We start from the raw sequence: 20849 nt of genomic DNA on the forward strand, positions 1-20849 counted from the left end.
TTCTTTGAGATCTATCACAATCATTCGATCCCGCTTTTACCTTTCCGCTGCCGCTGGCTAAATTAGTAACTCATCCGACCACATAACAATAATTTTACACTGGAAGAGACTATGAGCCGCTACCCGTCGTTATTCGCCCCCCTCGATCTGGGGTTTACCACCCTTAAAAACCGCGTGTTGATGGGCTCGATGCACACCGGGCTGGAGGAGCATCCGGACGGGGCCGAGCGTCTGGCGGCCTTCTATGCCGAACGCGCCCGCCACGGGGTGGCGCTGATTGTCACCGGCGGTGTGGCCCCTTCCCCTTCCGGCGTCGGCATGGAGGGCGGTGCGGTCCTGAACGATGCAGCACAGCTGCCGCATCACCGCATTGTGACCGACGCGGTACACAACGAGGGCGGTAAAATCGCCCTGCAAATTCTGCACACCGGACGCTACAGCTACCAGCCGAATCTGGTTGCGCCATCGGCCATTCAGGCACCGATTAACCGCTTCACTCCGCATGCTCTGAGCCACGACGAGATCCTGGCGCTGATTGACGACTTCGCCCGCTGTGCGGCGCTGGCGCGTGAGGCGGGCTACGACGGCGTGGAGGTAATGGGCTCAGAAGGCTATCTGATTAACGAGTTCCTCGCGGCCCGCACCAACCAGCGCGACGACGAATGGGGCGGCGACTATTCCCGCCGGATGCGCTTTGCTGTAGAAGTCGTGCGCGCCGTGCGCGAACGTGCGGGCACGGACTTTATCATCATCTTCCGCCTGTCGATGCTCGACCTGGTGGAGGGCGGCTGCACGTTTGACGAAACCGTGCAGCTGGCGCAGGCGATTGAAGCCGCAGGTGCCACGATTATCAACACAGGGATTGGCTGGCACGAGGCGCGCATTCCGACCATCGCCACGCCGGTGCCGCGCGCGGCTTTCAGCTGGGTAACGCGCAGGCTGAAGGGCAAAGTGTCCGTTCCGCTGGTCACCACCAACCGCATTAACGATCCGCAGGTGGCGGACGATGTGATTTCGCGCGGCGATGCCGACATGGTCTCGATGGCGCGGCCGTTCCTCGCCGATGCCGAACTGCTGTCCAAAGCGCAAAGCGGCCGCGCGGATGAGATCAACACCTGCATCGGCTGTAACCAGGCCTGTCTGGATCAGATTTTCGTCGGCAAGGTCACCTCCTGCCTCGTCAACCCGCGCGCCTGCCATGAAACCAAAATGCCGATCGTTCCGGCGGTCAATAAAAAACGCCTGGCCGTCGTGGGCGCTGGCCCGGCGGGCCTGGCGTTTGCGGTGAATGCCGCTTCGCGCGGGCACAGCGTGACGCTGTTTGATGCAGCCGGGGAGATCGGCGGGCAGTTTAATATCGCCAAACAGATCCCGGGCAAAGAGGAGTTTTATGAAACGCTGCGCTACTACCGCCGGATGATCGAACTGACGGGCGTCGAGCTGCGGCTTAACCAGTTTGTCAGCGCGGCGGATCTGTCTGATTTCGATGAGGTGATTCTGGCGAGCGGGATCGTACCGCGCACGCCTGCGATCGAGGGAATCGATCATCCAAAAGTGCTGAGCTATCTCGACGTGCTGCGTGACAAAGTACCGGTTGGCGAGAAGGTGGCGATTATCGGCTGCGGCGGGATCGGCTTTGATACCGCCATGTATTTGAGCCAGCCGGGCGAGGCGACCAGCCAGAACATTGCCGAGTTTTGCGTCGAATGGGGTATTGATACCAGCCTCAGCCAGTCCGGCGGATTACGCCCGGAAGGGCCGCAACTGCCGAAAAGCCCGCGCCAGATCGTGATGCTGCAGCGTAAGGCCAGCAAGCCGGGTGAAGGGCTGGGCAAAACGACCGGCTGGATCCACCGCGCCACCCTGCTCTCACGCGGGGTGAAGATGATCCCGGCTGTCAGCTACCACAAGATCGACGACGAGGGGCTGCACGTCACGATCGGCGGCGAGCCGCAGCTCTTGCGCGTGGATCATGTGATTTTGTGCGCCGGACAGGAGCCAAAGCGCGATCTGGCCGATCCGCTGCGCGAGGCCGGTAAAACGGTGCATTTGATCGGCGGGTGCGACGTGGCAATGGAGCTGGATGCGCGCCGGGCGATTGCGCAGGGGACGAAATTAGCTCTGGAGATCTAGAGCATTGCCCGGTGGCCAGGGTAAAAGCAAAACGGCAACCCAGTTGCCGTTTTTAGCGTTTGCTCCCTCTCCCTGTGGGAGAGGGTTGGGGTGAGGGCATCAAGCCGCGACGCTCTCAAACTTACCGACGACGCCCCAGCTTCACCGACTTCAGCACAACGAACTTATTGTTCGTCGCAACGGTGACGCAGTTACCGAAAATCTTCTTCAGCTTATGGAAGTAGTCCAGGTGGCGGTTGGCCACGATGTACAGCTCGCCGTTGATCTTCAGGCAGCGGCGCGCGTGGTGGAACATCTCCCACGCGACGTTATCCGTCAGGGCGTGCTTCTGGTGGAACGGCGGGTTGCAGAACACGGCGTTGAAGCGGAAAGGCTCTACGCCCGACAGCGCGTTGTTGATCATAAACTCGCAGCGGTCCAGCGCGTCCGGCATATTGGTTTCAACGTTCAGACGGCTGGAGGCCACCGCCATCGGCGATTCGTCGCTGAACACCACGCTGGCCTCCGGGCTCTTCGCCAGCAGCGTCAGGCCAATCACGCCGTTGCCGCAGCCCAGGTCGACAATCTCTCCTTCCAGATTTTCCGGCAGGTGTTCCATAAAGAAGCGCGCGCCGATATCCAGGCCGGTGCGGGAGAAGACGTTCGCGTGGTTGTGGATGGTCCAGTCGGTCCCTTCCAGCTTCCAGCTCAGGGTCTCTGGCGCGTCGGCCAGCTCGGGAGCGGTGAACGTACAGTTGATCAGGCGCGCTTTTTTCCACGCCAGCGTGGTGGTGGTCGGGCCGAGAACCTTCTCGAACAGCTCCAGCGTCGAGGTGTGAATATCGCGCGCTTTGGCACCCGCGATGATACGGGTTTCAGGCGTCACGACCTTACGCAGCGCGCGCAGCTGCTGCTCCAGCAGCGCCATGGTTTTTGGCACTTTGATCAGCACCACGCCCGGCGCCTGCGGGTAATCCGCGGTGCTGTCGAGGAACTTCACGCTGGACTCTTCGATGTCGTTATGGCGCAGGTTTTCACGCGTCGCCAGCTCGCTTAAGTAGGAATCGCCGATGCTGTACGGCGTGTGCTCCGCCAGGGCACAGCCCAGCGCGCCGAAGGCGTCATTCAGGATCAAAACCGGGCCGCGGATTTCAGTCTCATCCAACTGTTGCAGCAGATATTCATCCGCCGCTTCCCACGCCTGAAGCGGGTTAACGTCGTCCGTTTCCGGGAAACGTTTAAGGTTGAGTGAACGGAAACCGTTGTCTAAGTGGCTCATCGGCCCTCCTGAATGGTAAAATTTGGCGTATCCCTGAAAAGGGTGCGTGAGTATACCCGTTTTCGCATTAATTTGGGCTTTTGATGAACCAACTTACTTATCTCCAGGGCTATCCGGAGCATTTACTGACTCAGGTTCGCAGCCTGATTGCCGAGCAGAAGCTCGGCGCGGTGCTGGAAAAACGCTATCCCGGCACGCACGATTTCGCGACCGATAAGGCCCTCTGGCAGTATACGCAGGATCTGAAAAGCCGGTATCTGAAGAGCGCGCCGCCGATCAACAAGGTGATGTACGACAACAAGATCCACGTGCTGAAAAACGCGCTCGGCCTGCACACCGCCGTCTCACGCGTTCAGGGCGGCAAGCTGAAGGCCAAGGCGGAGATCCGCGTCGCGACGGTTTTCCGTAACGCGCCGGAGGCGTTTCTGCGGATGATCGTCGTCCACGAGCTGGCGCACCTGAAGGAGAAAGAGCACGACAAAGCGTTCTACTCCCTGTGCTGCCACATGGAGCCGCAGTACCACCAGCTGGAGTTTGATACCCGCCTGTGGCTTACGCATTTATCGTTAAATGGTAATGCGGAATAGCGCACGCGAATTGTCATGATGACGTGCTACAGTGGCTAAAGGTTCCCCGCTACGGAGTACGTAAACGTTTATGATACGTTTCGCAGTCATTGGAACGAACTGGATCACGCGCCAGTTCGTCGACGCCGCCCACGAAACCGGCAAACTGAAACTTACCGCAGTCTATTCCCGCAGCCTTGAGCAGGCGCAGAGTTTTGCCAACGATTATCTCGTTGAGCATCTCTTCACCTCGCTTGATGAGATGGCGCAAAGCGACGCCATTGACGCGGTCTATATCGCCAGCCCGAACTCCCTGCACTTCCCGCAAACGAAGCTGTTCCTCAGCCATAAAAAGCATGTGATTTGCGAGAAGCCGCTGGCATCAAATATTGAGGAAGTGGAGGCGGCCATTGCGCTTGCCCGCGAAAACCAGGTGGTTCTTTTCGAAGCGTTCAAAACCGCCAGCCTGCCGAATTTCCTGCTGCTGCAGCAGTCCCTGCCGAAAATCGGCAAGATACGCAAAGCCTTTATTAACTACTGCCAGTACTCGTCGCGCTACCAGCGCTATCTGGACGGCGAGAACCCGAACACCTTTAACCCGGCGTTCTCGAACGGCTCGATAATGGATATCGGATTCTACTGCCTGGCCTCTGCCGTGGCCCTGTGGGGCGAACCGCACGGCGTCACGGCTACCGCCAGCCTGCTGGAGAGCGGCGTGGATGCGCACGGTGTCGCGGTGCTGGATTACGGTGATTTCAGCGTGACGCTGCAGCACTCCAAGGTGAGCGATTCCGTGCTGCCGAGCGAAATTCAGGGCGAAGCGGGCTCGCTGGTCATCGAGAAGATCTCCGAGTGCCAGAAGGTGAGCTTTGTCCCGCGAGGTGGCAAAGCCCAGGAGCTGACGCAGCCTCAGCATATTAACACTATGCTCTATGAGGCAGAGGTCTTCGCCCGTCTGGTGGAAGACAACGAAGTGAATCACCCAGGCCTTGCGGTGAGCCGCACCACGGCGAAGCTGCAAACGGAGATCCGCCGCCAGACCGGCGTGGTATTCCCTGCAGACGGCGTAGGCGCGGAAGTTATCGCGTAAAGCTGTGTAATGAAACGGCGCAGGCCATTGACGAAACCAATGGTCTGACATATTTTGTTACCTGCAAAGGGGAGTAACTTCTTCGTCGGTGGATCGTCATTACGATGCGTACAATACCGCATCCGGTCGCCGGGCAACCTTCGTGGTTGTAAGTGAGACCTTGCCGGAAGGCGAGGTCTATGCATAAAAAGCTAACGGCTATCGTCTTCTGACCATGGCCGTTTTTGTTTTTTATGTGTAAGGAAAATAGTATGCATTCTGTCGGCACTCCAATGTTGTGGGGCGGATTCGCGGTTGTCGTGCTCATCATGCTGGCGATCGACCTCTTTTTGCAGGGACGTCGCGGCGCGCACGGCATGACCATGAAACAGGCCGCCGCCTGGTCGCTGGTGTGGGTCACCCTCTCTCTGCTCTTCTGCGCTGCCTTCTGGTGGTACCTGGCCTCGACTGAAGGCCGCGCAGTTGCCGACCCTCAGGCGCTCGCCTTCCTCACCGGTTATCTGATTGAAAAAGCCCTGGCGGTCGATAACGTCTTCGTCTGGCTGATGCTGTTCAGCTACTTTGCCGTACCTGCTGCCCTACAGCGTCGCGTGCTGGTGTACGGCGTGCTGGGCGCGATTATCCTGCGTACCATCATGATCTTCGCTGGCAGCTGGCTGATTACCCAGTTCGAATGGCTGCTGTACGTCTTCGGCGCGTTCCTGCTCTTCACCGGGGTCAAAATGGCGCTGGCGAAAGAGGACGGCTCAGCGATTGGCGATCGCCCGCTGGTGAAGTGGATCCGCGGCCATCTGCGCATGACCGACAAGATCGAGAGCGAGCACTTCTTCGTGCGCAAGAACGGCCTGCTGTTTGCCACCCCGCTGCTGCTGGTGCTGATTCTGGTTGAGCTGAGCGACGTGATTTTTGCTGTGGACAGCATTCCGGCGATCTTCGCGGTAACCACCGACCCGTTCATCGTCCTGACCTCTAACCTTTTCGCCATTCTCGGCCTGCGTGCCATGTATTTCCTGCTGGCAGGCGCGGCGGAGCGTTTCTCCATGCTGAAGTACGGCCTGTCGGTGATTCTGGTGTTTATCGGTATCAAAATGCTAATCGTCGATTTCTACCATATCCCGATCGCTATTTCGCTCGGCGTGGTATTTGGCATTCTGATCGTGACGCTGATTATCAATACCTGGGTTAACCGCCAGCACGATAAGAAGCAGCAGGTGGAGTAATCTCATCACCCCAGCCCTCTCCCACAGGGAGAGGGTGAACACACTTTTGTAACGCAGTAGTTAAAAAATATGATGCAACACGTAAAATCCAGCATTTTACGCTTCCCTCCTTTGGCACATTCCCTATACTCGACCAGGCAAACATTTACTTACATCCGGACATAAATGTGACTAAGAGCACATCCGGGATGGAACGCAATTTCACTCAGGAAATATGTATGAGCACACAATCAAGCGGTCTGTTCGCGCGCCTGGCGCAGGGCAGCCTCGTTAAACAAATTCTGGTCGGGCTGGTGCTGGGTATTCTGCTGGCGATGGTGTCAAAACCTGCCGCGGAAGCCACGGGGCTGCTCGGGACGCTGTTCGTAGGTGCACTGAAAGCCGTCGCGCCGGTACTGGTTCTGATGCTGGTCATGGCGTCAATTGCCAACCACCAGCACGGACAAAAAACCAACATTCGCCCCATTCTGTTCCTTTATCTGCTGGGAACCTTCTCGGCTGCCTTAACGGCCGTGGTGTTTAGCTTCCTGTTCCCGTCCACGCTGCACCTGACCAGCGCGGCCGGTGATATCACGCCGCCGTCCGGGATTGTCGAAGTCCTGCGGGGCCTGCTGATGAGCATGGTCTCTAACCCCATCACCGCGCTGATGAGCGGAAACTACATTGGCATCCTGGTCTGGGCGATTGGTCTGGGCTTCGCGCTGCGCCACGGCAACGAGACCACGAAAAACCTGGTCAACGATTTGTCCAACGCCGTGACCTTTATGGTGAAGCTGGTGATTCGCTTTGCGCCAGTCGGTATTTTCGGGCTGGTCTCCTCCACGCTGGCAACTACCGGTTTTGACGCACTGTGGGGTTACGCGCAGCTGCTGGTTGTGCTGGTCGGCTGTATGCTGCTGGTGGCGCTGGTGATCAACCCGCTGCTGGTGTTCTGGCAGATCCGCCGCAACCCGTATCCGCTCGTGCTGACCTGCCTGCGCGAAAGCGGCGTAACCGCATTCTTCACCCGCAGCTCGGCGGCGAACATTCCGGTTAACATGGCGCTGGCGGAGAAGCTGAACCTGGACCGCGACACCTATTCCGTTTCGATCCCGCTGGGTGCAACCGTGAATATGGCGGGTGCTGCAATCACCATTACTGTGCTGACCCTGGCGGCGGTGCATACGCTGGGCATTCCGGTGGATCTGCCAACCGCGCTGCTGTTGAGCGTCGTGGCGTCGCTGTGTGCCTGTGGCGCATCGGGCGTGGCGGGCGGTTCCCTGCTGCTGATCCCGCTGGCGTGTAATATGTTCGGTATCCCGAACGAAATCGCCATGCAGGTGGTAGCCGTCGGCTTTATCATCGGCGTGCTGCAGGACTCCTGCGAAACCGCGCTGAACTCCTCTACCGACGTGCTGTTTACCGCAGCGGCCTGTCAGGCGGAAGACGCGCGTTTAGCGAAGAACGCCCTGCGAGGTTAACAGCAAAACGGCAACCCTGAGGTTGCCGTTTTTAGTGTTTGTACCCTCTCCCTGTGGGAGAGGGTCAGGGTGAGGGCACCAGCCAGCTCCCTATTTAAAGCGTCACGCCACTCTTAAAGAGCGCCAGCTCGCGGAAGTCGTTCTTCTCGTTACAGGTTTGCTTGCCGCTGGCAATTTCCACGATGACATCAACAAATTCATCGAGCAGCTGCGGCATCGCCTTGCCGTGGATCAGCTGGCCCGCGTCAAAGTCAATCCAGTGCTTTTTCTTCGCCGCCAGCTCGCTGTTGGTGGCAATTTTCACCGTCGGCACAAAACCGCCGTACGGCGTGCCGCGACCGGTGCTGAACAGCACCATATGGCACCCGGCGCCCGCCAGCGCGCTGGTGGCGACCGCATCGTTACCCGGTGCGCTCAGCAGGTTCAGACCGTGTGTTTTCAGGCGCTCGCCGTAGCGCAGCACGTCAACCACCTGGCTGGCGCCCGCTTTCTGGGTGCAGCCGAGGGATTTCTCTTCCAGCGTGGTGATCCCGCCCGCTTTGTTACCCGGCGACGGGTTCTCGTAAATGGGCTGATTGTGGGCAATGAAGTACTGTTTGAAGTCGTTCACCATGGTGACGGTCTTCTCAAACGTCTCTTCGTCGCGGCAGTGGCTCATCAGAATACGCTCTGCGCCGAACATCTCCGGCACTTCAGTCAGCACCGTGGTGCCGCCGTTGGCAATGACGTAATCAGAGAAGCGACCCAGCATCGGGTTGGCGGTGATGCCGGACAGGCCGTCAGACCCGCCGCACTCCAGACCAAACTTCAGCTCGCTCAGCTTGCCCGGCTCGCGCTTGTCGTGGCGCATCACGTCATACAGCTGATGAAGCTGCTCAACGCCCGCTTCCACTTCGTCGTCCTGATGCTGACACACCATAAAATGCACGCGCGCAGGATCGAATTCGCCCAGCGTCTCGCGGAAGGCGTCCACCTGATTGTTCTCGCAGCCCAGGCCGATCACCAGCACCGCACCCGCGTTCGGGTGGCGCACCATGTTTTGCAGCATGGTGCGGGTATTGATGTGGTCGTCACCCAGCTGGGAGCAGCCGTAGGTGTGGCTGAACAGATATACCCCGTCAGTGCCTTCGGCACTGTTGGTCTCTTTCAGGAAGCGCGTCTGGATCTGCCGCGCGATGCCGTTGACGCAGCCGACGGTCGGGAGGATCCACAGCTCGTTGCGGATCCCCACCTCACCGTTAGCGCGACGGTAGATCTGTACTTCACGATCTGCAGCCTGGCGCTCTTCCGCGGGTAAATCAGGTTGATAGCTGTACTCGTCCAGATCGCTCAGATTGGTGCGGGTATTGTGAGAATGAATATGTTTACCCGGCTCGATATCCGCTAACGCATGCCCGATCGGAAGACCGTACTTAATGACGTTGTCCCCTTTAGCGAGAGGCTTCACGGCAAACTTGTGTCCGCGAGCAATCGCCTGACGCAGGGTGACGCTCTGGTTATCAACGGTCACCACGTCGCCTTCAGCGAGGTCCGTCAGTGCGACGGCCACATTATCCAGCGAATGGATTTTGATGTATTGCATATCAACCTCAAACGGCCCTAGTTCAGTTCAATGGCGAAGTAGTCACGCGCATTGTTAAAGCAGATGTTTTTCACCATTTCGCCCAGCAGCTGGATATCCGCTGGCGCTTCGCCTGCGTGCACCCAGCGGCCAATCATCTGGCACAGAATGCGGCGGAAATATTCATGACGGGTATAGGACAGGAAGCTGCGGCTGTCGGTCAGCATGCCGACAAAGCGGCCTAGCAGGCCAAGCTGCGCCAGCTGCGTCATCTGACGTTCCATACCGTCTTTCTGATCGTTGAACCACCAGCCGGAGCCGAACTGCATCTTGCCCGGCATCCCTTCGCCCTGGAAGTTGCCGACCATGGTACCCAGCACTTCGTTATCGCGCGGATTCAGGCAGTACAGGATGGTTTTAGGCAGCAGATTTTGTTCATTCTGTTTGCTCAAAAGTTTGGACAGCTCTTCTGCCAGCGGACGGTCGTTGATGGAGTCGAAGCCTACATCCGCACCAAGCAGCTTAAACTGGCGCTGGTTGTTATTGCGCAGCGCACCAATATGGTACTGCTGTACCCAGCCGCGACGGGCATATTCCGCACCGAGGAACACCAGTACCGCCGTTTTGAACTGCGCTACTTCGTGCTCGCTAAGCGATTCACCGGAGAGACGACGCGCCAGAATACTGTCCAGCTCGGCCTCGTTTGATTCCGCAAACAGCACCACGTCCAGCGCGTGGTCAGAGACTTTACAGCCGTGCGCCGCGAAGTGATCCAGACGTTTGGTCAGCGCGGTTTGCAGGTCGGTGAAACGACGGATGTCGGTATCGGACACTTCCGCCAGCTTCGCCATGTAGTCGGCGAAGGTAGCCTGCTCAATGTTGAAGGCTTTATCCGGGCGCCAGCTTGGCAGCACTTTGATATCAAAAGAGGTGTCTTTGGCGATCGCCGCATGGTGTTCCAGAGAGTCAATCGGATCGTCGGTGGTGCCCACCATCTTCACGTTCATCTGCTTCATGATGCCGCGCGCGGAGAAGTTATCCTGCGCCAGCAGCGCATTGCAGCGCTCCCAGATTTCATCGGCGGTCGCTGGGGAGAGCAGCGTTCCGGTAATACCAAACGGGCGGCGAAGCTCAAGATGCGTCCAGTGGTAGAGCGGGTTGCCGATGGTGTGCGGAACGGTCGAAGCCCAGGCGTCAAACTTCTCGCGGTCGCTGGCGTCACCGGTACACAGGCGCTCAGCGACGCCGTTGGTGCGCATGGCGCGCCATTTATAGTGGTCACCCTTCAGCCAGATGTCATACAGGTTTTTGAAACGGTAATTTTCGGCAACCTGCTGCGGCGGCAGGTGGCAGTGGTAATCGAAAATCGGCTGGTCTTTTGCGTAGTCGTGGTACAGGCGGCGAGCAAATTCGGTATCTAACAGAAAATCGTCGGTCATAAACGGCGTCATTATCGTCTTCCTCATTACGGGAGCGTCAGAAAGCGTATGTTCATATGCTGCAAAGTTATCACACCAATTTCCACCCACCGAAGCTTTTTTCGTGAGTGAGATCAATAAACGTCAACAAATAAATTACCCTCAATGGAGTAAACCCTTCTACAAGCCGCATCATTACTGGCTTTGCGCTCAGCAATTAATGTCCCCACAAAGAATCATACATTTGTGATGTCACTCACCTTTTAAAGTTGTATGACAAGTTATCTTTTCGCCGTCGCAAACTATAAGCCGACGGAATGCATTACTGGTGTCAGATACACCAGATTTAACGGTACGGATACCGACTTATGCACGCTTACTTATGGCAAGGTTCGGGCCGTTTCGGGACATGCTCCCGGCCGCGCCCCTCCCGTTACACAACTGCTCCCGGAAACGGTCGAGAGGTTGCCGCGTTCTGGCGCGGAAATAACATAACGATGAGGTTTTAGATGCGTAAAATTAAAGGGTTACGTTGGTATATGATCGCACTGGTGACGTTAGGCACCGTGCTGGGCTACCTGACGCGTAACACCGTGGCAGCAGCAGCGCCAACGTTGATGGAAGAGCTGCATATCTCCACGCAGCAATACTCCTACATCATTGCCGCCTATTCCGCGGCTTATACCATCATGCAGCCTGTTGCTGGCTATGTGCTGGACATTCTCGGTACCAAAATCGGTTATGCCTTCTTCGCCATCGCCTGGGCGGTGTTCTGCGGAGCCACCGCGCTGGCGGGAAGCTGGGGCGGCCTGGCGCTGGCGCGCGGCGCGGTAGGTGCAGCTGAAGCCGCCATGATCCCCGCAGGGCTGAAAGCCAGCTCCGAGTGGTTCCCGGCAAAAGAGCGTTCCATTGCGGTCGGTTACTTCAACGTCGGCTCGTCCATCGGGGCGATGATTGCACCACCGCTGGTGGTGTGGGCTATCGTGATGCACAGCTGGCAGATGGCGTTCATCATATCTGGCGTGCTGAGCTTTGCGTGGGCCATGGCGTGGCTGATTTTCTATAAACATCCGCGCGATCAGAAAAAACTTTCTGAAGAAGAACGCGAGTACATCATTGGTGGTCAGGAAGCGCAGCATCAGACCAACAACGGCAAAAAAATGACCGTCTGGCAGATCCTGGGCACCCGTCAGTTCTGGGGTATCGCCCTGCCGCGTTTCCTGGCCGAGCCGGCATGGGGTACCTTCAACGCGTGGATCCCCCTGTTCATGTTTAAAGTCTACGGCTTTAACCTGAAAGAGATCGCGATGTTCGCCTGGATGCCGATGCTGTTCGCTGACCTGGGCTGTATCGTGGGCGGATACCTGCCACCGCTGTTCCAGCGCTGGTTTGGGGTGAACCTGATTGTTTCCCGTAAGATGGTGGTGACCATGGGCGCACTGCTGATGATTGGCCCGGGCATGATCGGCCTGTTCACCAGCCCGTATGTGGCTATCGCCCTGCTGTGCATCGGCGGATTTGCTCACCAGTCCCTGTCCGGCGCGCTGATTACGCTCTCCTCTGACGTCTTTGGCCGTAACGAAGTGGCCACCGCCAACGGCCTGACCGGGATGGCAGCCTGGACCGCGAGTACGATGTTTGCGCTGGTGGTCGGCGCACTGGCGGATACCATCGGCTTCAGCCCGCTGTTCGCCGTGCTGGCGATCTTCGACCTGCTGGGCGCGGTGGTGATCTGGACGGTGCTGAAAAGCAAATCGGCAGAGGAGCTGGCAAAAGAGTCCCTTGGGAAACCGGCTACGCAAAGTTAGCGAAAATGCGTTTCCCCTAAGCCGCCTCCAGGCGGCTTTTTTAATGGCAAAATCTGGAGAGTGGCACGCAAAAGTGGTATAACAAATCATCTGCCGTACCCTGCCTGGAGCGCATATGGAAATCACCGAACCACGTCGTTTATATCAACAACTTGCTGCCGAGCTGAAAGATCGCATCGAGCAAGGAGTCTATCTTGTCGGTGATAAACTTCCCGCCGAGCGCTTCATTGCGGATGAAAAAAGCGTCAGTCGCACCGTGGTGCGCGAAGCCATCATCATGCTGGAAGTGGAAGGCTACGTTGAGGTACGCAAAGGCTCCGGCATTCACGTGATTTCTAATCTGCCGAAACACTCTCCCGTCGCGGACGAAAGTCTGGAATTCGCCAGCTACGGTCCGTTTGAGCTGCTCCAGGCTCGCCAACTGATCGAAAGCAATATTGCTGAGTTTGCGGCGACGCAGGTGACCAAGCAGGACATCATGAAGCTGATGGAAATCCAGGAGAATGCCCGTAAGGAAAAATGTTTCCGCGATTCAGAGTGGGATCTGCAGTTTCACGTCCAGGTCGCCCTGGCAACCCAAAATACGGCGCTGGCGGCAATCGTTGAGAAAATGTGGACTCAGCGCGTTCATAACCCGTACTGGAAGAAACTGCACGACCATATCGATTCCCGTACCGTCGACAACTGGTGTGACGATCACGATCAAATCCTTAAGGCGCTGATTCGTAAAGATCCCCATGCCGCTAAGCTGGCGATGTGGCAGCATCTGGAAAACACCAAGCAGATGCTGTTCAATGAAACCAGCGACGACTTCGAATTTAACGCTGACCGCTATCTTTTCGCCGATAATCCCGTTGTTCATCTCGATACGGCCCCAAGTGCCGCAAAATAGATGACCTTCCCGCTTGCAGGCGCCTCGCTGCGCCTTCTGGCTTCAGTGGGTAAGCAAAACATATATAGTGTCAGCCTTTGTAAATCCCCTCGCTCACTTCCTGGGCTTACGCCAAAATCAACTCACGCCTGCAAATTCTGTGACGCAGAACGTTGGGCTTTGTTACAATTGGATTCACTTCGTTATTTTGTAAGTTAGTGCTTGCTAACCAGCCAATTAACAGGGAAACGTGTTGGCCACACCGCAATGTGTCCGCGAGCGACCATAATGAAATCACAACAATGTCGCCGTGCTGTTTGCCCCGGATAACAGGCGTGACGTTAACCGATTTCCAGGAACACTGAATGGAACTTTTGACCCAACTACTGCATGCCCTTTGGGCGCAGGATTTTGAAACGCTGGCCAACCCTTCCATGATTGGCATGCTCTATTTCGTCTTGTTTATGATCCTGTTCCTTGAGAACGGTTTGCTGCCTGCTGCCTTCCTGCCTGGTGACAGTTTGCTGGTGCTCGTTGGCGTGCTGTGTGCCAAAGGGGCGATGGCGTTTCCGCAAACCATTTTATTACTGACCGTCGCGGCCAGCCTCGGCTGCTGGGTGAGCTACATCCAGGGTAGATGGCTGGGCAATACCCGGATCGTCCAGAACTGGCTCTCGCACCTGCCTGCACATTATCACCAGCGGGCGCACCACCTTTTCCATAAGCACGGGCTTTCCGCGCTGCTGATTGGCCGCTTTATCGCGTTTGTACGTACGCTGTTGCCGACCATTGCCGGTCTGTCGGGGCTGAGCAGCGCCCGCTTCCAGTTCTTTAACTGGATGAGCGGTCTGTTATGGGTGCTTATTCTGACGACGCTCGGCTATGCGTTGGGTAAAACGCCGGTGTTTATGAAATATGAAGACCAGCTGATGTCCTGCCTGATGCTGCTGCCTGTGGTTCTGCTGGTCTTAGGCCTTATCGGCTCTCTGGTCGTGCTGTGGAAAAAGAAATACGGAGCCAGAGGCTAACGATGGCTATCTCACCGCTCGCCCTGTGCCGTTTTGCCTGTGCCGTGATGACACTGGTGGTGCTCAGCGCCATGCTGCTGGCATGGAGCGCGCTTTCGCACCAGGAATCCACGCTTGCCATTCGCCCGGTGAACCAGGGTGCCAGCGTGCCTGACGGTTTTTCTGTCTGGCATCATCTGGATGCGAACGGGATCCGCTTTAAAAGCATCACTCCGCAGGACGACGTTTTACTGATCAAGTTTGATTCCCGTGCGCAAAGTGCCGCCGCGAAAGTGGTTCTCGACCGTACGCTGCCGCACGGGTATATCATTGCCCAGCAGGAAGATGAGAGCCAGCCTGCAGCCTGGCTCTCTTTGATTCGCGATACGTCGCATCGGTTTGGATAACTTCCAGGATTCCGAATCTTTTCACTCACTTTGGTGAATCCCCCGTTTACTTACTATGCTTAAGTACGCGGAGCACCCCTCGACTGTACTCCGCATAACTTTGGATAGCGGCTTACGCCGCAACACAATGGAAGGTTTCGATAATGAAATTCCGCATGACTCTGGCTCTGGCCCTTTTTTCTTTAAGCACAGCATCCTTCGCAAACTCTCTTTGTCAGGAGAAAGAACAGGATATTCAGCGTGAGATCGGTTATGCCGAAAAGCATAACAATCAGCACCGTGTTGACGGTCTTAAAAAAGCGCTGAGCGAAGTGAAAGCGAACTGTTCAGACAGCAAGCTTCGTGCCGACCACAAGAAGAAAATCGCTGAACAGAAGGACGAGATAGCCGAGCGCCGTCGCGACCTGCAGGAAGCGAAAGAGAAAGGAGATGCGGATAAAATTGCTAAGCGCGAGAAGAAGTTGAAAGAAGCGCAGGACGACCTGAAAGCGCTGGAAGCTCGCGATTATTGAGTTAACGGAAATCTCAACAGGAGAGAGAATCATGTCAAAAGATACGACGTCTGAACATCTGCGCGCTGAACTGAAATCCCTGGCCGATACCCTTGAAGAGGTGCTGAACTCCTCTGCTGATAAGTCAAAAGAAGAGGTCAGCAAGCTGCGCAGCAAGGCGGAGCAGGCGCTGAAAGAGAGCCGCTATCGCCTGGGTGAAACCGGTGATGCACTGGCGAAACAGACCCGCGAAGCGGCTGCCCGCGCGGACGAATACGTGCGTGATAATCCATGGACGGGTGTAGGAATTGGTGCCGCAGTGGGTGTGGTACTGGGTGTCCTTCTGACGCGTCGTTGATATGGAAGATCCTCGTCACGCACAAGGGCCTGCTAACAACGTCCTCGGCATCGGCCAGCGTATTTTAACAACGCTGGTCGGGATTGCCGAAACGCGCGTCCGGCTGGCAGTGGTTGAGCTGGAAGAGGAGAAAGCCAACCTCTTCCAGATGCTGCTGATGCTCGGACTGACCATGCTCTTCGCCGCGTTTGGTCTGATGAGCCTGATGGTGTTAATCATCTGGGCCATTGACCCGCAGTATCGTCTTAACGCCATGATTGCCACCACCGTCGTTCTGCTGGTAGCAGCGTTGATTGGCGGTATCTGGACGCTGCGTAAAGCGCGTAAGTCCACGTTCCTGCGCCATACGCGTCAGGAGCTGGCTAACGATCGCGCCCTGCTGGAGGATGACAAGCCGTGAGCGGTAAAGCCGAACGTCAAAAGCGAAAAGCGTACCTGCTAAGCCAGATTCAGCAGCAACGGCTGGATCTGTCGGCCAGCCGTCGCGACTGGATTGACGCGACGCGACGGTTTGACCGAGGCTGGAACACCTTCCTGAGCCTGCGTTCATGGGCGCTGGTCGGCAGCAGCGTGATGGCTATCTGGACGGTTCGTCATCCAAATATGCTCATCCGCTGGGCGCGCCGTGGGTTTGGTGCCTGGAGCGCCTGGCGTCTGGTGAAAGCAACGTTGCGGCAGCAGCAGCTGCGGTGATAAAAGCAAAACGGTAACCCTGGTTACCGTTTTTTGTTTTTGCGCCCTCTCCCTGTGGGAAAGGCTTCAGGTGAACGCACCAGCGCGCACGCTCCCTTACTCAATATCTTTGAAGAAGATTGACAGTTTTCCTTGCTAACAATTGCCACCCGCCCCGTTTATTATCCTCTCCATCGACAGCAACGACGCGGTATCTACCCGGAATTGCAGACAAATAACGTTCAGCCGCTGATGTGGTTTCCTGGAGAGTAAAATGAAAAAATTAGAAGATGTTGGTGTACTGGTAGCGCGTATTCTGATGCCAATTCTGTTCATCGTAGCTGGTTGGGGAAAAATCACCGGTTATGCGGGTACCCAGCAGTATATGGAAGCCATGGGCGTTCCGGGATTCTTGTTGCCACTGACTATTCTTCTTGAGTTCGGCGGCGGCCTGGCAGTCCTGTTCGGCTTCCTGACCCGCACTACTGCACTGTTTACTGCAGGCTTCACCGTACTGACGGCGTTCATCTTCCACAGCAACTTTGCGGAAGGCGTGAACTCTCTGATGTTCATGAAAAACTTGACCATCGCGGGTGGCTTCCTGCTGCTGGCCGTCACTGGCCCGGGCGCATACAGCATCGACCGCGTTCTGAATAAGAAATGGTAAGCACGCTATACTGAATGAACTCAAAGCGAGGAGACATCTCCTCGCTTTTGCTATCTGACGGAGGAGAAAAAATGGGACAACTCGTAGACGGCGTATGGCAGGATGTCTGGTATGACACCAAATCCACCGGAGGTCGCTTCAAGCGCTCAGTTTCGGCCTTCCGTAACTGGCTGACCGCCGACGGTGCCCCCGGCCCGAGCGGCGAAGGCGGCTTCGCGGCTGAGAAAGACCGTTATCATCTTTATGTTTCCCTTGCCTGCCCGTGGGCGCACCGCACGCTAATTGTGCGCAAGCTCAAAGGTCTCGAATCCTTAATTCCAGTTTCAGTCGTCAACCCGTTGATGCTGGAAAACGGCTGGACGTTCGACAGTGATTTCCCTGCGGCAACCGGCGACGAACTGTATCACCACGATTTCCTGTACCAGCTCTATCTGCGCGCCGATCCGCACTACACCGGGCGCGTGACCGTGCCTGTGCTGTGGGACAAGAAAAACCAGACGATTGTCAGCAATGAGTCTGCGGAGATCATCCGCATGTTCAATACCGCATTTGATGCGCACGGCGCCCGCGCCGGAGATTATTACCCGGTTGAACTGCGCGATAAGATTGACGAGCTGAACGGCTGGATTTACGACAACGTCAACAACGGTGTCTACAAGGCCGGTTTCGCCACCAGCCAGGAAGCGTATGACGAAGCGGTCGGGAAGGTGTTTGAATCACTGGAACGCCTGGAGCAGATCCTGGGCCAGAATCGCTACCTGACGGGCGATCGCCTGACGGAAGCGGACATTCGCCTGTGGACCACGCTGGTTCGCTTTGATCCGGTCTATGTCACCCACTTTAAGTGCGATAAACACCGCATCAGCGACTACCTGAACCTGTATGGTTTCCTGCGCGACATCTACCAGATGCCGGGCATCGCGGAAACGGTCGACTTCGACCATATTCGCACCCACTATTTCCGCAGCCACAAGACCATCAACCCGACGGGTATTATCTCCATCGGTCCGTGGCAGAACCTGGATGAACCGCACGGGCGCGACGTCCGATTTGGATAAATATTAAGGGCATCAATAGATGCCCTTTTTTAATTCACAATCTCCATCTATCCTTACTTTGATTGCTTAGAAAACAAGTGATTGACCGATTATTGAGGCAAGGAAAATGGACTGGTATTTAAAAGTACTGCGCAACTACATTGGATTTGGTGGCCGCGCCCGCCGCAAAGAGTACTGGATGTTCGTTCTGGTGAACTTCATCCTCGTCATGGTGCTGGGTATTGTGGATAAAATTCTTGGCTGGGAGCGGGCTGGCGGTGAAGGCGTGCTGACCACCATTTATGGCCTTTTAGTCCTGCTGCCATCGTGGGCGGTACTGTTCCGTCGGCTGCACGATACCGATCGTTCGGCGTGGTGGTTGCTGCTGCTGCTGATCCCGATTGTGGGCTGGATCGTGATTTTGATTTTCAACTGTCAGAGCGGAACGCCGGGCGAAAACCGTTTTGGTCCCGATCCTAAGATCGGCGCGTAAATTACTGCCCGGTGGCGCTTACGCTTACCGGGCCTGTACGCTTATTTGTTGTGGTGCGCAAAGAGCTTTGGAATTTCTCGCAGGCACCACGATTTGGCTTCGCCCATGCTGTCGCGACGCCACGCCATAATGATATCCACTTCGCTGGTGTACTCCGGGCTCACAACCCGCAGTCGTCCTTCCGCAATATCTTTTTCCACAAACGGGTACGGCATCGTCGCCACGCCCAGACCGGCCAGCAGCGCCTGCCGTTTGTCCTCCAGCGAGGTCACCGTCAGACGAGGCTGTTTATCCAGCAGCTGCACCGTCAGCACCGGACGCTCGCGCGCGGTATCCGCTACCGCCACGCCGCGATACTTCACGCGCGTCACTTCAGAGAGCGGCTCGGGCTCCTGATGAATCGGGTGGTTGGGGGCGGCAACGTAAACGTTCATCACGCTGTAGAGCTTGCGCGAGTTGATTTCCGACGATGAGCGGAAGTGCATGTCCGGCGCAATAACGATATCTGCCCTGCCCGTCTCCAGACGTTCCCACGCCCCTGCCAGCACCTCGGTGATGATGGACAGCTGCGTATTGGCCTTCGCCGCCAGTCGATCCACCAGCGGGAACAGCGCTTCGGTCGGCACCAGCGCTTCGGTCACGAGCGTGAGATGGGTTTCCCAGCCGCGCGCCAGCGCTTCGGCGTCTGTCGTCAGCTTGTCCGCCGCTTCCAGCAGTACGCGGCCGCGCTCCAGCAGCATTCGACCCACGTTGGTGAATTTTGTTCGATGTCCGGAGCGGTCAAAAAGCACCACGTCCAGCTCTTCTTCCAGCTTTTGCATGGTGTAGCTCAGCGCAGACGGAACGCGCCCCAGTTCATCGGCCGCCGCCGCAAAACTGCCGCGCCGGTCAATCGCGTCCATGACGCGAAGCGCCTCAAGCGTCAATGCTCTCTCTTTAGCCATCTCGTTCTCATTCAGGAAATTTGAACATACCGGGCAGAATATCTGGCTAACAATGAAGCGTCCATACCTTTACCATTGTTTTAGTGTAAAGAGAGGTCAAGTTTATGATTACGACAAGAACAGCTAAACAGTGCGGACAAGCCGATTTCGGTTGGCTGCAGGCCCGCTACACCTTTTCCTTTGGACACTACTTTGACCCTAAACTCCTCGGTTACGCTTCACTGCGCGTGCTGAACCAGGAAGTGCTCGCCCCGGGCGCATCTTTCCAGCCGCGTACGTACCCGAAAGTCGATATCCTGAACCTGATCCTGGAAGGCGAGGCAGAATACCGCGATAGCGAGGGCAATCATGTCCAGGCAAAGGCTGGCGAAGCGTTGTTAATTTCCACACAGCCGGGCATCAGCTACAGCGAACATAACCTCAGCAAAGACAAAACGCTGACCCGCATGCAGCTATGGCTGGACGCCTGCCCTGAGCGGGAAAATCCGCTGGTCCAGAAGTTAGATTTAACGGGCGATAAGCAACAGCTGATTGCATCGCCGGACGGCAGTACAGGTAGCCTGCAGCTGCGCCAGCAGGTGTGGCTGCATCATATCGAACTGAAGAAAGGTGAACAGGCGAGCTTCCAGCTTCACGGTCCGCGCGCCTATCTGCAGTCTATTCACGGTACGGTGCATGCGGTGACGCACACGGAAGAAAAAGAAGCCCTCACCTGCGGCGACGGGGCGTTTATTCGTGATGAAGCGAATATCACGCTGGTGGCAGATACGCCGCTGCGCGCGCTGCTAATTGATTTGCCGGTTTAGAGAATGCCCTCACCTTAACCCTCTCCCAACGGGAGAGGGAACCGATCGAGCCCCGGCAGAATTATCCGGCGCCGTACGCGACGACGAAATCACTCTGCCAGCGCGTTAGCCATATCAGTTCTAATCTGTTTACGCTGTTCCGGCGTTAATACCTGGCTGACGTCGAAGTAATATTTCACGCGGTAATAACGGGTCTGCTCTTCAATTTTGCTAAAGGCGGCAAGCTGGCTTTTGACCGTGCTTTCGTCCCATTTACCCGCCTGGAACATGTCGACCAGCGCGCCGTCCTTCACGCCCGTCATCGGGATCTTGCTGACATTTTGTTCCAGCTGCTTATGCAGCTCTTCAATCTTCTTAACCTGCTCATTGCTGAGCTTCAGGTGCTGTACCAGCGGATCCTGCGATGGAGACGGAGCAGCCTCAACGTTCGCGGCCTGTGCCGTAAAACTGCACACTGCCAGCGAGGCGGCGACCAGCGCAATACGGGTCATTTTCATCATCTTACTGTCCTTACATGCTGTGATAGGAAAAGCGGGCATTGTTTTTCAAGAGCGGATGAATATGTGTGAGTAATTATATAAA

The 20849-nt window shown here is 56.6% G+C and carries 22 protein-coding genes; 17 read left to right on the plus strand and 5 right to left on the minus strand.

All coding sequences use genetic code 11. The annotated features are described in order from the left end of the window. Positions 1 to 111: 111 nt before the first annotated feature. Complete coding sequence (locus KGP22_RS19415; RefSeq protein WP_223580543.1) at positions 112 to 2133, plus strand: NADPH-dependent 2,4-dienoyl-CoA reductase; 2022 nt, start codon at positions 112 to 114, stop codon at positions 2131 to 2133. A gap of 121 nt (positions 2134 to 2254) precedes the next feature. On the opposite strand, the gene rlmG is transcribed toward KGP22_RS19415, so the two are convergent. After that, complete coding sequence (gene rlmG, locus KGP22_RS19420) at positions 2255 to 3391, minus strand: 23S rRNA (guanine(1835)-N(2))-methyltransferase RlmG (RefSeq protein ID WP_149367595.1); 1137 nt, start codon at positions 3389 to 3391, stop codon at positions 2255 to 2257. A gap of 83 nt (positions 3392 to 3474) precedes the next feature. Here rlmG and KGP22_RS19425 point away from each other — a divergent pair, with 83 nt between their 5' ends. The 4 genes from KGP22_RS19425 to sstT all read left to right on the plus strand — a co-directional run bounded on the left by KGP22_RS19425 (position 3475) and on the right by sstT (position 7727). Next, positions 3475 to 3978, plus strand: coding sequence for a M48 family metallopeptidase (locus tag KGP22_RS19425; protein ID WP_023309281.1), 504 nt, complete (start codon positions 3475 to 3477; stop codon positions 3976 to 3978). A gap of 70 nt (positions 3979 to 4048) precedes the next feature. Further along, positions 4049 to 5047 (plus strand): Gfo/Idh/MocA family oxidoreductase, encoded by a 999-nt coding sequence (locus KGP22_RS19430; RefSeq protein WP_223580545.1) that lies wholly within the window; start codon positions 4049 to 4051, stop codon positions 5045 to 5047. A 251-nt stretch (positions 5048 to 5298) separates the two neighbouring features. Continuing rightward, positions 5299 to 6267, plus strand: coding sequence for a TerC family protein (locus tag KGP22_RS19435; RefSeq protein ID WP_023309283.1), 969 nt, complete (start codon positions 5299 to 5301; stop codon positions 6265 to 6267). 218 nt (positions 6268 to 6485) lie between these two features. After that, positions 6486 to 7727, plus strand: coding sequence for a serine/threonine transporter SstT (gene sstT, locus KGP22_RS19440; protein ID WP_223580547.1), 1242 nt, complete (start codon positions 6486 to 6488; stop codon positions 7725 to 7727). A 94-nt stretch (positions 7728 to 7821) separates the two neighbouring features. Here the strand turns inward: sstT and KGP22_RS19445 are convergent, their stop codons facing one another. Together KGP22_RS19445 and uxaC are read right to left on the minus strand one after the other, a co-directional pair. Further along, complete coding sequence (locus KGP22_RS19445; protein WP_223580549.1) at positions 7822 to 9309, minus strand: altronate dehydratase family protein; 1488 nt, start codon at positions 9307 to 9309, stop codon at positions 7822 to 7824. 17 nt (positions 9310 to 9326) lie between these two features. Next, on the minus strand, positions 9327 to 10739 hold the full coding sequence (gene uxaC / locus KGP22_RS19450) for a glucuronate isomerase (RefSeq protein WP_223580551.1): 1413 nt from the start codon (positions 10737 to 10739) through the stop codon (positions 9327 to 9329). A gap of 476 nt (positions 10740 to 11215) precedes the next feature. On the opposite strand from uxaC, the gene KGP22_RS19455 reads away from it, so the two are divergent. The 11 genes from KGP22_RS19455 (at position 11216) to KGP22_RS19505 (ending at position 18517) form a co-directional block, all read left to right on the plus strand. Further along, positions 11216 to 12514 (plus strand): MFS transporter, encoded by a 1299-nt coding sequence (locus tag KGP22_RS19455; protein ID WP_024906406.1) that lies wholly within the window; start codon positions 11216 to 11218, stop codon positions 12512 to 12514. A 115-nt stretch (positions 12515 to 12629) separates the two neighbouring features. Continuing rightward, complete coding sequence (gene exuR, locus KGP22_RS19460) at positions 12630 to 13406, plus strand: transcriptional regulator ExuR (RefSeq protein ID WP_023615584.1); 777 nt, start codon at positions 12630 to 12632, stop codon at positions 13404 to 13406. 344 nt (positions 13407 to 13750) lie between these two features. After that, positions 13751 to 14413, plus strand: coding sequence for a DedA family general envelope maintenance protein YqjA (gene yqjA / locus KGP22_RS19465; RefSeq protein WP_149367591.1), 663 nt, complete (start codon positions 13751 to 13753; stop codon positions 14411 to 14413). Between the two features lie 2 nt (positions 14414 to 14415). Continuing rightward, a complete protein-coding gene (gene mzrA, locus KGP22_RS19470; RefSeq protein WP_223580553.1) occupies positions 14416 to 14799 on the plus strand; it encodes an EnvZ/OmpR regulon moderator MzrA in 384 nt (127 codons plus the stop codon). A 143-nt stretch (positions 14800 to 14942) separates the two neighbouring features. Continuing rightward, positions 14943 to 15311, plus strand: a complete 369-nt coding sequence (locus KGP22_RS19475) for a DUF1090 domain-containing protein (RefSeq protein ID WP_149367590.1) — start codon at positions 14943 to 14945, stop codon at positions 15309 to 15311. A 31-nt stretch (positions 15312 to 15342) separates the two neighbouring features. Next, on the plus strand, positions 15343 to 15648 hold the full coding sequence (locus KGP22_RS19480; RefSeq protein ID WP_008503141.1) for a YqjD family protein: 306 nt from the start codon (positions 15343 to 15345) through the stop codon (positions 15646 to 15648). 1 nt (position 15649) lies between these two features. Then, positions 15650 to 16048 (plus strand): phage holin family protein, encoded by a 399-nt coding sequence (locus KGP22_RS19485; RefSeq protein WP_014885329.1) that lies wholly within the window; start codon positions 15650 to 15652, stop codon positions 16046 to 16048. Then, positions 16045 to 16341 carry a YqjK-like family protein gene (locus KGP22_RS19490; RefSeq protein ID WP_111964937.1) on the plus strand — a complete coding sequence of 99 codons (297 nt, stop codon included), beginning with the start codon at positions 16045 to 16047 and terminating at the stop codon, positions 16339 to 16341. Before KGP22_RS19485 ends, KGP22_RS19490 begins: the two co-directional genes overlap by 4 nt. Positions 16342 to 16594: 253 nt before the next feature. Further along, positions 16595 to 16987 carry a DoxX family protein gene (locus tag KGP22_RS19495; RefSeq protein WP_023309292.1) on the plus strand — a complete coding sequence of 131 codons (393 nt, stop codon included), beginning with the start codon at positions 16595 to 16597 and terminating at the stop codon, positions 16985 to 16987. Positions 16988 to 17058: 71 nt separating this feature from the next. Beyond that, positions 17059 to 18045, plus strand: coding sequence for a glutathione S-transferase family protein (locus KGP22_RS19500; RefSeq protein ID WP_223580555.1), 987 nt, complete (start codon positions 17059 to 17061; stop codon positions 18043 to 18045). A gap of 106 nt (positions 18046 to 18151) precedes the next feature. Further along, the gene (locus KGP22_RS19505; RefSeq protein ID WP_223580557.1) at positions 18152 to 18517 is read left to right on the plus strand and encodes a DUF805 domain-containing protein; all 366 of its coding nucleotides are present in this window, start codon (positions 18152 to 18154) and stop codon (positions 18515 to 18517) included. Positions 18518 to 18558: 41 nt separating this feature from the next. On the opposite strand, the gene yhaJ is transcribed toward KGP22_RS19505, so the two are convergent. Next, complete coding sequence (yhaJ, locus tag KGP22_RS19510) at positions 18559 to 19461, minus strand: DNA-binding transcriptional regulator YhaJ (RefSeq protein ID WP_008503135.1); 903 nt, start codon at positions 19459 to 19461, stop codon at positions 18559 to 18561. 104 nt (positions 19462 to 19565) lie between these two features. Here yhaJ and KGP22_RS19515 point away from each other — a divergent pair, with 104 nt between their 5' ends. Then, a complete protein-coding gene (locus KGP22_RS19515; protein ID WP_115876325.1) occupies positions 19566 to 20267 on the plus strand; it encodes a pirin family protein in 702 nt (233 codons plus the stop codon). An 89-nt stretch (positions 20268 to 20356) separates the two neighbouring features. Here KGP22_RS19515 and KGP22_RS19520 read toward each other — a convergent pair whose 3' ends face one another. After that, a complete protein-coding gene (locus KGP22_RS19520; RefSeq protein WP_111964939.1) occupies positions 20357 to 20767 on the minus strand; it encodes a Spy/CpxP family protein refolding chaperone in 411 nt (136 codons plus the stop codon). Positions 20768 to 20849: the final 82 nt, after the last annotated feature.

The organism is Enterobacter sp. JBIWA005 (assembly GCF_019968805.1).
Lineage (GTDB): Bacteria > Pseudomonadota > Gammaproteobacteria > Enterobacterales > Enterobacteriaceae > Enterobacter > Enterobacter vonholyi.